Origin of the sequence: Pseudomonas sp. NY15463 (genome assembly GCF_048068415.1) — a bacterium.
GTDB classification, from domain to species: domain Bacteria; phylum Pseudomonadota; class Gammaproteobacteria; order Pseudomonadales; family Pseudomonadaceae; genus Aquipseudomonas; species Aquipseudomonas mosselii_C.
In genome coordinates this window covers 163,261-175,380 of sequence record NZ_JBLUQD010000006.1, presented here as the reverse complement: position 1 = coordinate 175,380, position 12,120 = coordinate 163,261, and the positions used below count along the sequence as shown (strand labels likewise).

Sequence of the window (12,120 nt, the reverse complement as noted above, 5' to 3'; positions counted from 1 at the left end):
CGCGTTCAACTACCAGAAACTACTGCGTGATCAGTGCACGTCCTTCCAGTATTCGCGCTTGAGCAAGTAGGCGAACACGAAGAAGAAAGCCAGGAACAGCAAGACATAGGTGCCGATGCGCTGACTTTCCAGTTTGACCGGGTTGGCCGAATAGGCCAGGAAGGTCACCAGGTTCTTGACCTTCTCGTCGAACTGCTCGGTGGTCAGGGTACCGGATTTCTCTTCCACGGTCAGCTGGTCGCACGCTTCATGGGTCAGCGGGCTCCCCGTCAGCGGATCGAACTGCTTCTTGCCATCGATCACCGTCTGCACCTGCTTGCAACCGATCACCTGGTTACCCTGCAGCCCAACCAACACGTTCGGCATGCCCACGTTCGGGAATACCTTGTTGTTCACCCCCCAGGGACGCGACTTGTCCTCGTAGAAACTGCGCAGATAGCTGTACAGCCAGTCATTGCCACGCACCCGGGCAACCAGCGTCAGATCCGGCGGCGCCGCGCCGAACCAGGTCTTGGCATCGTTGGGCTGCATGCCAATCTGCATGTGATCGCCGATCTTGGCGCCGGTGAACACCAGCTTCTCCAGCATCAGTTCATGCGGAATGCCGAGGTCATCGGCGACCCGCTCGTAACGCTGAAACTTGGCGCTGTGGCAGCCCATGCAATAGTTGGCGAAGGTGCGCGCACCGTCTTGCAGGGCGGCTTTGTCAGTCAGGTCGATATCGACCTTGTCCAGCTCCAGGCCTTGCTCGGCAGCGAAGGAAAGGCCAGGCATCAGTGCCAGCAACAGTACTGCAATCAACTTTTTCATCAGCCAGTCACCCTTTCCGGAACCGGTTTGGTCTTCTCAAGCCTTGTGTAGAACGGCATCAGCAGGAAGTAGGCGAAGTACAGCACCGTGCACACCTGCGACAGCAAGGTACGCCCAGGCGTCGGCGCCAGTACCCCCAAAATGCCCAGGATGACGAAGGCCACGCAGAACACCAACAGCCAGACCTTGCTCAGCCAGCCCTTGTAGCGCATGGAGCGCACGGGGCTACGGTCGAGCCAGGGCAACACGAACAGTACGGCGATGGCTGCACCCATTGCGATCACGCCGAACAGCTTGTCAGGCACTGCACGCAAGATCGCGTAGAACGGTGTGAAGTACCAGACCGGCGCGATGTGCTCAGGCGTCTTGAAGGCGTTGGCCTGCTCGAAGTTCGGTTTTTCCAGGAAATAACCCCCCATTTCCGGGAAGAAGAACACCACGGCACAGAACACGAAGAGGAACACCACCACACCCACGATGTCTTTTACGGTGTAGTACGGATGGAACGGAATACCGTCGAGCGGAATGCCGTTTTCGTCCTTTTTCTTCTTGATGTCGACACCATCGGGGTTGTTCGACCCCACTTCATGCAGCGCCAGGATGTGCAGGACCACCAGGCCAAGGATCACGATGGGCAGGGCGACCACGTGCAAGGCGAAGAAGCGGTTCAAGGTGATCCCCGAGATCAGGTAGTCACCGCGAATCCATTGGGTGAGGTCACCGCCAATCACCGGAATCGCACCGAACAGCGAGATGATCACCTGGGCTCCCCAGTACGACATCTGGCCCCACGGCAGCAGGTAACCCATGAACGCCTCGGCCATCAGCGCCAGGTAGATCAGCATGCCGAACAGCCACACCAACTCACGGGGCTTCTGGTAGGAGCCGTACAGCAGCCCACGGAACATGTGCAGATAGACCACGATGAAGAACGCCGAAGCACCAGTGGAGTGCAGGTAACGCAAGATCCAGCCGTATTCAACGTCACGCATGATGTACTCGACCGAGGCGAACGCCTCTTCGGCCGAAGGGGTGAAACTCATGGTCAGCCACACACCGGTGACGATCTGATTGACCAGCACCAGAAGCGCCAGAGAGCCAAAGAAGTACAGGAAGTTGAAGTTCTTGGGCGCGTAGTACTTACTCAGGTGGTCTTCCCACATCTTGGTGGCGGGGAAGCGCGCATCGATCCACTCCATGAACTTGCTCATCATGCTTTCTCCTGGTCGACGCCGATGACGATGACATCGTCCGACTCGTACGAGTGCGGCGGCACAGGCAGGTTCAGCGGTGCCGGCTGGGACTTGTAGACGCGCCCGGCCAAGTCGTAGTGCGAGCCATGGCAAGGGCAGAAGTAGCCCCCGACCCATTTCGGGCCAAGGTCGGCCGGAGCGACTTCAGGACGGAAGGTGGGCGAGCAGCCCAGGTGGGTGCACAGGCCGACGAGGATGAGGATCTCGGGTTTGATCGAACGCACTTCGGGATCGACATAGGCCGGTTGCACCGAGGCCTTGGACTGTGGATCGGAAAGATCGCCCTCGATCTTCTTGAGATTCCCGAGGATCTCCTGCGTTCGCCGCACGATGAATACAGGCTGGCCACGCCATTCGGCGACCATCTGTTGTCCCGCTTCGACCTTGGCAATGTTGACCTTCACCGGTGCACCGGCCGCCTTGGCCTTGGCACTGGGAAACCATGACCCCACGAACGGTACCGCTGCCCCCACTGCCCCCGCCGCCCCGACCACGGATGTCGCGGCTACGAGGAAGCGGCGCCGGCCTGCGTTGACGCCGTCATTGCTCATTCAGTCCTCTCCCATCAGCTTGCTTGGCCTGTTGAAACAGGCATCTCTTTAGGTACGTCTGTGGCACTAAAAATTGGCCGCCATGGTAAGAAACAAAACCACACACTGACAAGGTGATTACCCGCCAGACGAGCTACAACCCTCGCTTTGCTTGATCTGCGTCTATGTGGCAACGTGTCACGGACATGCTGACAGGTTAGTCGAAGCCATAAAAAAAGCCCGGTTCCAAGGAACCGGGCTTTTTTTGACTGCCGAAGCGGTATTAACGCTTGGAGTACTGAGGACGCTTACGCGCTTTACGCAGACCCACTTTCTTACGCTCGACTTCACGAGCGTCGCGGGTGACGTAACCAGCACGACGCAGAGCGCCACGCAGGGTTTCGTCGTATTCCATCAGAGCGCGGGTGATACCGTGACGGATCGCACCAGCTTGACCGCTAACACCACCACCGGAAACGGTGACGTAGATGTCGAACTTCTCAACGGTCTCGGTCAGTTCCAGCGGCTGGCGAACAACCATGCGAGCAGTTTCGCGGCCGAAGAACACGTCCAGAGAACGGTTGTTGATGGAGATGTTACCGGTGCCCGGACGCAGGAAAACGCGTGCGGTTGCGGTCTTGCGACGGCCAGTGCCGTAGTTTTGAGTCGCCGACATAATGAACTATCCCGTTAGATCTTCAGTTCTTGAGGCTGCTGAGCAGTGTGTGGGTGAGCTGCACCCGCGTACACTTTCAGCTTGCGGTACATGTCGCGACCCAGCGGGTTCTTCGGCAGCATGCCTTTGACCGCGGTTTCGATGACACGCTCAGGGGCCTTGGCGATCAGCTTCTCGAAGCTGATTTCCTTGATACCGCCCGGGAAGCCGGAGTGGGAGTAGTACATTTTGTCCGAGGACTTTGCACCAGTTACACGAACCTGCTCGGCGTTGATAACGACGATGTAGTCGCCGGTGTCAACGTGAGGGGTGTATTCTGCTTTGTGCTTGCCGCGCAGACGCAGAGCGATTTCGGTAGCCAGACGACCCAGGGTCTGACCAGCGGCGTCGACTACGTACCAGTCGCGCTTTACTGTTTCTGGTTTAGCAGTAAAAGTTTTCATTCTCTAAAGCCTCAGAGGCCGCCCAGCGAAAAATAGACGGCGAATCTTACTGGATAGTGCACAGCTTGCCAAGGGCGGGCGCGCAGCCTCACACGGACGCAAGTTGGGGGCTCGGGTCGGAGCGTCCAGTGTTCGACAAAGGTTTCCTCATTCGTGGTGGTGCATCACTTCCGCCACGCGAAGAGCTGCAGAATTATCCAGATTGCACGAAAAATATCAACCTGCTTTTATGGGCATCTTTGCCAAGGAGAGTCCTCCCCGATGCAAACCCGCAAGCTCGGCCGTACCGACCTCAACGTCAGCGCCCTGTGCCTCGGCACCATGACCTGGGGCGAGCAGAACACTCAAGCAGAGGCTTTCGAGCAAATCGCCCTGGCCAAGGGCCACGGCATCAATTTCATCGACACCGCCGAAATGTACCCGGTGCCGCCGCGCCCGGAGACCTACGCCGCCACCGAGCGCATCATAGGCAACTGGTTCGCCGCCAACCGCGACCGTGACGACTGGATCCTAGCCAGCAAAGTCGCTGGCCCTGGCAACGGCATCAGCCACATCCGCGACGGCCAGCTCAAGCACAACCGCCAGCACATCGTCGCAGCGCTCGACGCAAGCCTCGAGCGCCTGCAGACCGACCGCATCGACCTGTACCAGTTGCACTGGCCCGAACGCAGCACCAATTTCTTCGGCAAGCTCGGCTACCAGCACCTGTCCAACGACCTGTTCACCCCCCTGGAAGAAACCCTCGAGGTGCTCGACGAACAGGTCCGTGCCGGCAAGATCCGTCACATCGGCCTGTCCAACGAAACGCCCTGGGGCACGATGAAGTTCCTGCAACTGGCCGAGGCGCGCGGCTGGCCAAGGGCGGTGTCGATCCAGAACCCCTACAACCTGCTCAACCGGAGCTTCGAAGTAGGCCTGGCGGAGGTCGCGATCCGCGAACAATGCGGATTGCTGGCCTACTCGCCGCTGGCGTTCGGCATGCTCTCGGGCAAGTACGAAGATGGTGCCCGCCCAGAGAACGCACGACTGACCCTGTTCAGCCGCTTCGCCCGCTACTCCAACCCGCAAACGGTGGCGGCGTGCAGCCGCTACGTGCAGGTGGCCCGCGAGCATGGCCTGGACCCGGCACAGATGGCCCTGGCCTTCGTCACTCGCCAGCCGTTCGTGACCAGCAACATCATTGGCGCCACCACGCTTGCGCAGCTGCAAAGCAACCTCGACAGCCAACCGCTGAACCTCAGCGACGAGCTACTGGCGGCGATCGAGGCGATTCATCAGGCGCAACCGAATCCGGCGCCCTGAAGGCAGGCCAAGCTTCAAGCTGCAAGTGCCAAGACAGAGCGGTCGTACCAAGGCCAGCTTTTTTCTTCTCGCTTACCGCTTGAAGCTTGCAGCTCGCGCCAAAACATAAGACGATCCAGCCGGTGTTTGACCACTATCCCTTATAAGAACAATGACAATGATGTTTACCCAACCCCCCGCGTCGCTGCGGCGCGTCAGCATCCTGGCCATTGATAACGTGTTCGCTTCGACACTGATGCAGGCCAAGGACTTCTTCCACCTGGCCAGCCTGCGCTACAGCAAGCAACTGGGCCTGGGCCTGCAACCGATGTTCGAAATCGGCCTGGTGAGCCCGGACGGCCTGCCGGTGGACAGTTTCAGTCGTGTGCAGTTACCGGTGGACGGTGGCCTGGACGATGCCGATGTGATCATTCTCCCGGCGTTCTGGGACGACTTCGACAACCTGCTGCAACGCTACCCGCAGGTGCTGCCTTGGCTGCGCGCCCAGCACGCGCGTGGCGCTGTGCTGTGCGCCGAGGCCAGCGGGGTGTTCTGGCTGGCTGAGTCCGGTCTGCTCGATGGCAAGGAAGCGACCACCTACTGGCGCTTCTTCGCCAGTTTCCAGGAGCGCTTTCCCAAGGTCCGGCTGAATCAGGACAAGCACCTGACCGACGCCGACAACCTGTACTGCGCCGGTGGAACCACCTCAGCGTGCGACCTGTATATCTATTTGATCGAGCGCTTCTGTGGCGCCAACGTGGCCCGTGCCGTGGCCCGCGATATCCTCTACGAGGTGCAGCGCAGCTATACGCCGGGGCGCATGGGTTTTGGCGGGCAAAAGCTGCACCAGGACCTGATCATCCTGCAGATCCAGCATTGGCTCGAAGAGCATTTCGCCGACAAGTTCCGTTTCGAGGACGTGGCGCGCAACCACGGCATGAGCATTCGCAACTTCATGCGCCGCTTCCAGAGTGCCACCGGCGACAAGCCGCTGCACTACCTGCAACGGCTGCGGATCGAGACAGCCAAGGGCCTGCTGTCGAGCACGCGCAAGAGCATCAAGACGATCAGCTATGAGGTGGGCTACGACGACGCGAGTTTCTTCGCCCGCTTGTTCCGTCAGCATACGGAGCTGTCGCCGAACCAATATCGGCAGCAGTTCATGCAGGAGGCCTAGGGCCTCCTGAAGCTGCAAGTTGTGAGCTGCAAGAAAAAGCGAAAAGCCAGAGCAGATCGCGGTCTGCTCTGGCTTTTTCTTGTAGCTTGCAGCTTGTAGCTTGTAGCTTGTAGCTTCGAGCTTGCAGCTTCGAGCCGCCCTCAGGGCTTGTGCGCCCGCGCCAGGAACTCGTGGGACTGCATCTCCAACAAGCGGCTCAGCGTGCGCTGGAACTCGAAGCTCAGGCGCCCACCGGTATACAGGTCCTTCAACTCCACCTCGGCCGAGATGATCAGCTTGACGTTGCGGTCATAGAACTCGTCGACCATGTTGATGAAGCGGCGCGCGATATCATCGGTGGCTACGCCCATCTGTTCCACGTTGCTCAACAACACAGCATGGAAAATCTTACCCAGCTCGATGTAGTCGTTCTGGCTACGCGGCCCATCGCACAGGGCACGGAAGTCGAACCAGGCCACGTCGTCGCATGTGCGCAGGGCTTGGATCGGGCGGTTTTCGATCATCAGCACGTCGTTCTCGACCGCCTGGGTGCACTCCGGCGTCAACGCCTTGAAGCTCGCGCGCAAGCTCTGGTGCGCGGCATCGTCGAGCGGGAAATGGAACAGCTCAGCCTGCTCCAAGTGGCGCAGACGGTAATCCACGCCACTGTCCACGTTCACCACATCGGTGTACTGCTTGATCATCGCGATCGCTGGCAGGAAGCGCGCACGCTGCAGGCCATCCTTGTACAGGCCATCCGGCACGATGTTGGAAGTAGCCACCAGCGATACGCCGTTCTTGAACAGCTCTTCCATCAACGTACCGAGGATCATCGCATCGGTGATGTCCGAGACGAAGAACTCATCGAAACAGATCACCTTGGCTTCCTGGGAGAAGCGCTTGGCGATGAGGGTCAAAGGATTCTTCTCGCCCTTGAGGGTCTTCATCTCTTCGTGCACACGCTTCATGAAGCGGTGGAAGTGCGTACGCATCTTCTCTTTGAACGGCAGCGCTTCGAAGAAGGTATCGACTAGGTAGGTCTTGCCTCGCCCTACCCCACCCCAGAAGTACAAGCCCTTGACCGGGACCTGCTCTTTCTTGCCGAACAGCTTGCCGAACACGCCCGGCTTGTTGTTCTGCGCCGCGACCAGGTCGTCGTACAGGCGCTGCAAGTGACGCACCGCAGTTTCCTGCGCCGCGTCATGGAAAAAGTCGGGACGTTTCAGATCTGCTTGATAGCGTTCTAAGGGAGTCATGATTCGTTAGCGAGGCAACAAAAAACGGGCCGTCACTGTAGCGACCGGCCCGCCTTATAGCAATGATACATGCGGCCATTTGACTCATCGCCCGCAATACGCCTGCCCTGCAGGAGCGGCCTCGTGCCGCGAAAGGGCCGCAAAGCGGCCCCAGCACCTACCGCAGATGCGTCACTCCTGGGCCGGCTGCAGCGCGTCGCGCAGGCTCTGCACCGCCGCATCACGCGCATCGCTGCTGGCGAACTGCGGCCCCTCGGCCACTTGCTCGCCGCCCAGCCACAGGCTGAAGCCCAGGCCGTCGACGCGCACATCGACCTCACCGCCCTGCTGCAATTGCTTGCTCACCGCACCTGCGCTCTTGCCGTCGGCAAAACTGCGCGACAGCAGCAACTGTTCGCCGTCGGCGGCCAGCAGGCGGAAGCGGAAGCTGCCGTCGTCATCGCGGAAGCTCACGAAACGGGCGCTCTTGGCAGCCTTCTTCTTCACCTCAGCATTGGCCTGCACGCTACTGCGGAACGAGCGCAGGCCCACCGCTTCACGCAGTTGCTCGAGGAACGGGGTAGCGGTCTTGCGCGCCTTGGCGGCACCGGCCAGGAGGATGTCTTCCAGATCCGACGGGCGGGCAATCAACTGATGGTAGTGCTCGCGTTTTTCGGCGAGCTGCCCATCGAGCAGTTGGAACAGGCGCTGCTTGGCTTCACCCCAGCCCAAGCCTTGCAACAGCTCTTCGCGGAACTCCGCGCACTGCGCCGGGGTGGAGAAGGCTTGGAACAGGGTGAACAGGTGGGCGTTATCTGGATCTTTCGCCTCACCCGGGGCACGCGAATCGGTGACGATGCGCGAGATGGCGTCCTTCATGTCCTTGGCGCTGGTGAACAACGGGATCGTGTTGTCATAGCTCTTGGACATCTTGCGACCGTCCAGGCCCGGCAGCGTCGCCACGCTCTCCTCGATCACCGCCTCTGGCAGGGCGAAGAAGTCCTTGCCCTGGCCGAACAAGTGGTTGAAGCGCTGGCCGATGTCGCGGGCCATTTCCACGTGCTGGATCTGGTCGCGGCCCACCGGCACCTTGTTGGCGTTGAACATCAGGATATCGGCGGCCATCAGCACCGGGTAGCTGAACAGGCCCATGGTCACGCCCGCATCCGGGTCTTCACCGGCCTCGACGTTCTTGTCCACCGACGCCTTGTAGGCGTGGGCGCGGTTGAGCAAGCCCTTGGCGGCGACGCAGGTCAGCAGCCAGGTAAGCTCGGGGATTTCCGGGATGTCGGACTGGCGGTAGAACGTGACCTTGTCAGGATCCAGGCCGCCAGCCAGCCAGGTAGCGGCGATTTCCAGACGCGACCGCTGGATCCGCAGCGGGTCGTCGCACTTGATCAGCGCATGGTAGTCGGCCAGGAAGTAGAACGAGTCGGCACCGGGCTGCTGGCTGGCGAGAATCGCCGGACGGATGGCCCCGGCGTAGTTGCCCAGGTGCGGAGTGCCGGTGGTGGTGATACCGGTGAGGATGCGCGTGGTCATGGTGTTCGCTTATTCAGGCTTGGCTCAATTCGAAAGGCGCGGCAGCAGCAGATCCTTCAGATCGGTCAGCTTGCCATGGAAGAAGTGTCCGCATTCTGCCACTTTCAGCAGCTCGTGGGGGCGCGACAGGGCGTCAGACCAATCGTATACCAGCTGTGGATCGACGACCTCGTCGGTGTCAGGCTGAACCACGGTCAGGGTCACGCCCTCAGGCAGCGGGAACTGCTCGGTCAGGCGCATCACCGCCGGCGCGATCATGAACAACTGCTGTAGCGCGACACCCTCGGCCTCCAACTGGCCGGCCAGGCTCGCGGCGACGAAACCACCGAACGAGAAGCCCATCAGCACCAGTGGCAACTGCGGATGCTGCTCACGCAGCCAAGCCGCAGCCGCTTGGGCGTCGGCCACTTCACCGGCGCCCATGTCGTGGCTGCCAGCGCTCTGGCCAACACCGCGATAATTGAAGCGTAGCGTCACGTAGCCAGCATCGCGGGCGGTGCGTTGCAGGGTCGAGACTACCTTGTTGAGCATGGTGCCGCCCTGGACCGGGTTGGGATGGCAGATCAGCACCGCGCCACGGGCGTCGGCCACGTCCAGGTACAAGGCTTCCAGCGGGCCGCTCGGGCCATCGATGAACAAGGGTGTTTCGCGGATAAGCAAGGCACTACTCCGTGACCTCGGGAAGGGTCGACTCGTCTAGCTGAGGAATTCTGTTCTGATTTGCGATCGCTCGCGGTATACAGCGCAGGTCTGAGCCGTTAACGTAAAGCAAAGCCGTTTATAGAGGAAGGACTCGTGGAACACTCGCTCCTTGTTTGGTTGCTGCCGACCCTGGCACTGGTCGTCGGTGTCGTCGTTGGTTTCGCGCTGGCCCGCCTGCTGCCCAATGCGGCCCCCAGCAATACACAGCGCCAGCTGGATGACATCCAGCAGCGTTTCGACACGTATCAGAACGAAGTGGTCACCCACTTCAACAGCACTGCCTCGCTGGTGCGCAAACTGACCCAAAGCTATCAGGACGTTCAGGATCATCTGGCCGATGGTGCAAACCGCCTGGCCCTGGACGAACTGACTCGTCAGCGCCTGCTGGCCTCCTTGCATTCCGAAGCCGCCCAGGGTCAGCGCGACCGCCTGACGCCGCCGAAGGACACTGCCGAAGTGCCGCGCGACTACGCACCTAAGGTGCCAAACTCGCCGGGCATGCTCGACGAGAGCTACGGCCTCAAGCGTTGATGCAGCGATAGACCAAAAGGCCGCGCAAGCGGCCTTTTTCATGGGTCAAATTCACGATCAACCCGCACAACACCGCTCAACACACCTTCAGCGCCTGCCCCACATCCGCCAGCAAGTCCTCGATATCCTCCAACCCCACGGACAAGCGCACCAGCCCCTCCGAAATCCCGTGCTCAGCCCGCTGATCGGGCGTGTAACTGGAGTGGGTCATGCTCGCCGGATGCTGTGCCAGCGACTCGGCATCACCCAGGCTCACCGCCCGACTGAACAGTTGCAGCGCATTCATGAAGCGCCGCCCCGCCGCAATGCCACCCTTGAGCTCGAACGCGATCATCCCGCCTGGCAGACGCATCTGCCGCTGGGCCAGCGCATGCTGGGGGAAAGACGGCAGGCCTGGATAGCGAATCAGCTCGACCTGCGCTTGGCGTGCCAGGTAATCAGCCATCTGCTCGGCATTCTCGCAGTGGCGATCCATGCGCAGGGCGAGGGTCTTGATACCGCGCATCAACAGCGACGCATCGTGCGGCGACAGCACCGCGCCGGTCATGTCCTTGAGCCCCTCCAGGCGGATCCGGTCGATCAACGCCTTGCGCCCGACCACCAGCCCTGCGGTGATATCACCGTGGCCAGACAGGTACTTGGTCGCCGAATGCACCACCAAGTCTGCCCCAAGCTCCAGCGGCCGCTGCAGGTAAGGCGTGCAGTAGGTATTGTCGACCACCAGGGTCAGATCACAACCATGCACCGCCTCGGCCACGGCAGCGATATCCACCAGCTGCATGTTGGGGTTGGCTGGCGTTTCGAAGTAGATCACCCGTGTTTTAGGGGTAATGGCTGCCTTGAGTGCCTGTACATCGTTCAAGTCGACATGCCGGATCGTCACGCCGAACGCGCCGATACCGTGGTGCATGAATGCGAAGGTGCAGCCATACAGTGTACGCCCGACGATCAACTCATCCCCGGGACGCAGCAAGGTCCACAGGGTCGCGGTGATCGCGCCCATCCCCGAAGCCAGGGCCAGGGCAGCCTCCCCGCCTTCGAGCGAGGCCATGCGCTGCTCCAGCAGGGCCAAGGTGGGGTTGGAGATGCGGCTGTAGAAATGCCCACCCTCTTCACCAGCAAAGCACGCCGCGCCGTACTCGACACTGGGAAAGGCATAAGTCGCGGTCTGGTACACCGGCGGCACCAGAGCACCGCCGTGCGAAAGCGGGTCGTAGCCGTGGTGGATGGCCCGCGTGGAAAAACCAGTGGAGTGGGAGTCGTCCATGCCAACAGCCTCTGAGGGTTTGTTATAAGCTTATGCCACTAACCCGCCGCGATTTTTCCAATTTTGCCCCGTGAATCGCGGCTGCTCGGCAATCAAAACAATAAAAAACCCGACTGGAGGGCAAGACATGCCTTCGACCCTCGACCGTACCGACCGCGCTTTGCTCGCTGCCCTGCAAGACAACGCGCGCCTGACCATCGCCGAACTCGCCGACCAGGTCGCCCTGACCACATCGCCGTGCTGGCGGCGGGTCAAGCTGCTGGAGGACAACGGCTACATCACCGGCTACCAAGCCGTGCTCTCGCCCAAGTCGCTGGGCTTCGGCATCACGGCGTTCGTCAGCATCATGATGGAGTCGCACACCAAGGACATGGCCCTGGCGTTCGAGCAGCGGCTCATGGAAATTCCCGAAATCGTGGCCTGCCACAACATTTCAGGCCGCTATGACTTCCTGCTGGAGATCCTGGCGCGGGATCTGGAGTCGTTTGGCGAATTCACCCGGGAGGTGCTGCAGCGACTGCCGGGGGTGAAGGAGATCTATTCGAGTTTTTCGTACAAGGCAGTGAAGGAGCGGCGGGTGATTCCGGTATCGGAAAAGCATATTTGAGAAACCGATGCTTCGGACCTGATCCATCACCCGGTATCCGACACGCAACGTTGCGCCCAGGTAAGGCATTGCACAAGACCGGAGCCT

At 60.6% G+C, this 12,120-nt stretch carries 13 protein-coding genes; 4 read left to right on the top strand and 9 right to left on the bottom strand.

The window, feature by feature from the left end; all coding sequences use genetic code 11:
* Positions 1–30 precede the first annotated feature (30 nt).
* The 5 genes from ACNFIC_RS16685 to rplM form a co-directional block, all read right to left on the bottom strand.
* Positions 31–810 (bottom strand): cytochrome c1, encoded by a 780-nt coding sequence (locus ACNFIC_RS16685; RefSeq protein WP_416781464.1) that lies wholly within the window; start codon positions 808–810, stop codon positions 31–33.
* Positions 810–2,021: a cytochrome b gene (locus tag ACNFIC_RS16680; RefSeq protein ID WP_138220045.1), complete on the bottom strand. Its 1,212-nt coding sequence runs from the start codon at positions 2,019–2,021 to the stop codon at positions 810–812. The genes ACNFIC_RS16685 and ACNFIC_RS16680 overlap by 1 nt, the downstream gene beginning before the upstream one ends.
* The gene (gene petA / locus ACNFIC_RS16675; protein ID WP_138219893.1) at positions 2,021–2,614 is read right to left on the bottom strand and encodes a ubiquinol-cytochrome c reductase iron-sulfur subunit; all 594 of its coding nucleotides are present in this window, start codon (positions 2,612–2,614) and stop codon (positions 2,021–2,023) included. The genes ACNFIC_RS16680 and petA overlap by 1 nt, the downstream gene beginning before the upstream one ends.
* Before the next feature lie 262 nt (positions 2,615–2,876).
* On the bottom strand, positions 2,877–3,269 hold the full coding sequence (gene rpsI, locus ACNFIC_RS16670; RefSeq protein ID WP_003260797.1) for a 30S ribosomal protein S9: 393 nt from the start codon (positions 3,267–3,269) through the stop codon (positions 2,877–2,879).
* A gap of 14 nt (positions 3,270–3,283) precedes the next feature.
* Positions 3,284–3,712, bottom strand: coding sequence for a 50S ribosomal protein L13 (gene rplM, locus ACNFIC_RS16665; RefSeq protein ID WP_138219892.1), 429 nt, complete (start codon positions 3,710–3,712; stop codon positions 3,284–3,286).
* Positions 3,713–3,973: 261 nt separating this feature from the next.
* Here rplM and ACNFIC_RS16660 point away from each other — a divergent pair, with 261 nt between their 5' ends.
* Both ACNFIC_RS16660 and ACNFIC_RS16655 read left to right on the top strand, forming a co-directional pair.
* On the top strand, positions 3,974–5,014 hold the full coding sequence (locus ACNFIC_RS16660) for an NADP(H)-dependent aldo-keto reductase (protein WP_416781463.1): 1,041 nt from the start codon (positions 3,974–3,976) through the stop codon (positions 5,012–5,014).
* Between the two features lie 259 nt (positions 5,015–5,273).
* On the top strand, positions 5,274–6,170 hold the full coding sequence (locus tag ACNFIC_RS16655) for a GlxA family transcriptional regulator (protein WP_171030958.1): 897 nt from the start codon (positions 5,274–5,276) through the stop codon (positions 6,168–6,170).
* Positions 6,171–6,310: 140 nt separating this feature from the next.
* Here ACNFIC_RS16655 and zapE read toward each other — a convergent pair whose 3' ends face one another.
* The 3 genes from zapE to ACNFIC_RS16640 form a co-directional block, all read right to left on the bottom strand.
* Positions 6,311–7,405 carry a cell division protein ZapE gene (gene zapE, locus ACNFIC_RS16650; RefSeq protein ID WP_138219890.1) on the bottom strand — a complete coding sequence of 365 codons (1,095 nt, stop codon included), beginning with the start codon at positions 7,403–7,405 and terminating at the stop codon, positions 6,311–6,313.
* 171 nt (positions 7,406–7,576) lie between these two features.
* Entirely contained in the window at positions 7,577–8,926 is a 1,350-nt protein-coding gene (locus ACNFIC_RS16645; protein ID WP_138219889.1) for a tryptophan--tRNA ligase, read from the bottom strand.
* Positions 8,927–8,950: 24 nt separating this feature from the next.
* Positions 8,951–9,586: an alpha/beta hydrolase gene (locus ACNFIC_RS16640; RefSeq protein WP_138219888.1), complete on the bottom strand. Its 636-nt coding sequence runs from the start codon at positions 9,584–9,586 to the stop codon at positions 8,951–8,953.
* A 135-nt stretch (positions 9,587–9,721) separates the two neighbouring features.
* Between ACNFIC_RS16640 and ACNFIC_RS16635 the strand changes: the two genes are divergently transcribed.
* Positions 9,722–10,159 (top strand): YhcB family protein, encoded by a 438-nt coding sequence (locus ACNFIC_RS16635; protein WP_138219887.1) that lies wholly within the window; start codon positions 9,722–9,724, stop codon positions 10,157–10,159.
* Between the two features lie 76 nt (positions 10,160–10,235).
* On the opposite strand, the gene ACNFIC_RS16630 is transcribed toward ACNFIC_RS16635, so the two are convergent.
* Positions 10,236–11,426: a methionine gamma-lyase gene (locus ACNFIC_RS16630; RefSeq protein WP_416781462.1), complete on the bottom strand. Its 1,191-nt coding sequence runs from the start codon at positions 11,424–11,426 to the stop codon at positions 10,236–10,238.
* 127 nt (positions 11,427–11,553) lie between these two features.
* On the opposite strand from ACNFIC_RS16630, the gene ACNFIC_RS16625 reads away from it, so the two are divergent.
* Positions 11,554–12,033, top strand: a complete 480-nt coding sequence (locus ACNFIC_RS16625; RefSeq protein WP_138219885.1) for an Lrp/AsnC family transcriptional regulator — start codon at positions 11,554–11,556, stop codon at positions 12,031–12,033.
* The last annotated feature ends 87 nt before the right edge of the window (positions 12,034–12,120 follow it).

Bases quoted from the DNA above. Each gene is read 5' to 3' on its own strand.
- ACNFIC_RS16685 (WP_416781464.1), bottom strand. From the start codon at position 810: ATGAAAAAGTTGATTGCAGTACTGTTGCTGGCACTGATGCCTGGCCTT.
- ACNFIC_RS16680 (WP_138220045.1), bottom strand. From the start codon at position 2,021: ATGAGCAAGTTCATGGAGTGGATCGATGCGCGCTTCCCCGCCACCAAG.
- petA (WP_138219893.1), bottom strand. From the start codon at position 2,614: ATGAGCAATGACGGCGTCAACGCAGGCCGGCGCCGCTTCCTCGTAGCC.
- rpsI (WP_003260797.1), bottom strand. From the start codon at position 3,269: ATGTCGGCGACTCAAAACTACGGCACTGGCCGTCGCAAGACCGCAACC.
- rplM (WP_138219892.1), bottom strand. From the start codon at position 3,712: ATGAAAACTTTTACTGCTAAACCAGAAACAGTAAAGCGCGACTGGTAC.
- ACNFIC_RS16660 (WP_416781463.1), top strand. From the start codon at position 3,974: ATGCAAACCCGCAAGCTCGGCCGTACCGACCTCAACGTCAGCGCCCTG.
- zapE (WP_138219890.1), bottom strand. From the start codon at position 7,405: ATGACTCCCTTAGAACGCTATCAAGCAGATCTGAAACGTCCCGACTTT.
- ACNFIC_RS16645 (WP_138219889.1), bottom strand. From the start codon at position 8,926: ATGACCACGCGCATCCTCACCGGTATCACCACCACCGGCACTCCGCAC.
- ACNFIC_RS16630 (WP_416781462.1), bottom strand. From the start codon at position 11,426: ATGGACGACTCCCACTCCACTGGTTTTTCCACGCGGGCCATCCACCAC.
- ACNFIC_RS16625 (WP_138219885.1), top strand. From the start codon at position 11,554: ATGCCTTCGACCCTCGACCGTACCGACCGCGCTTTGCTCGCTGCCCTG.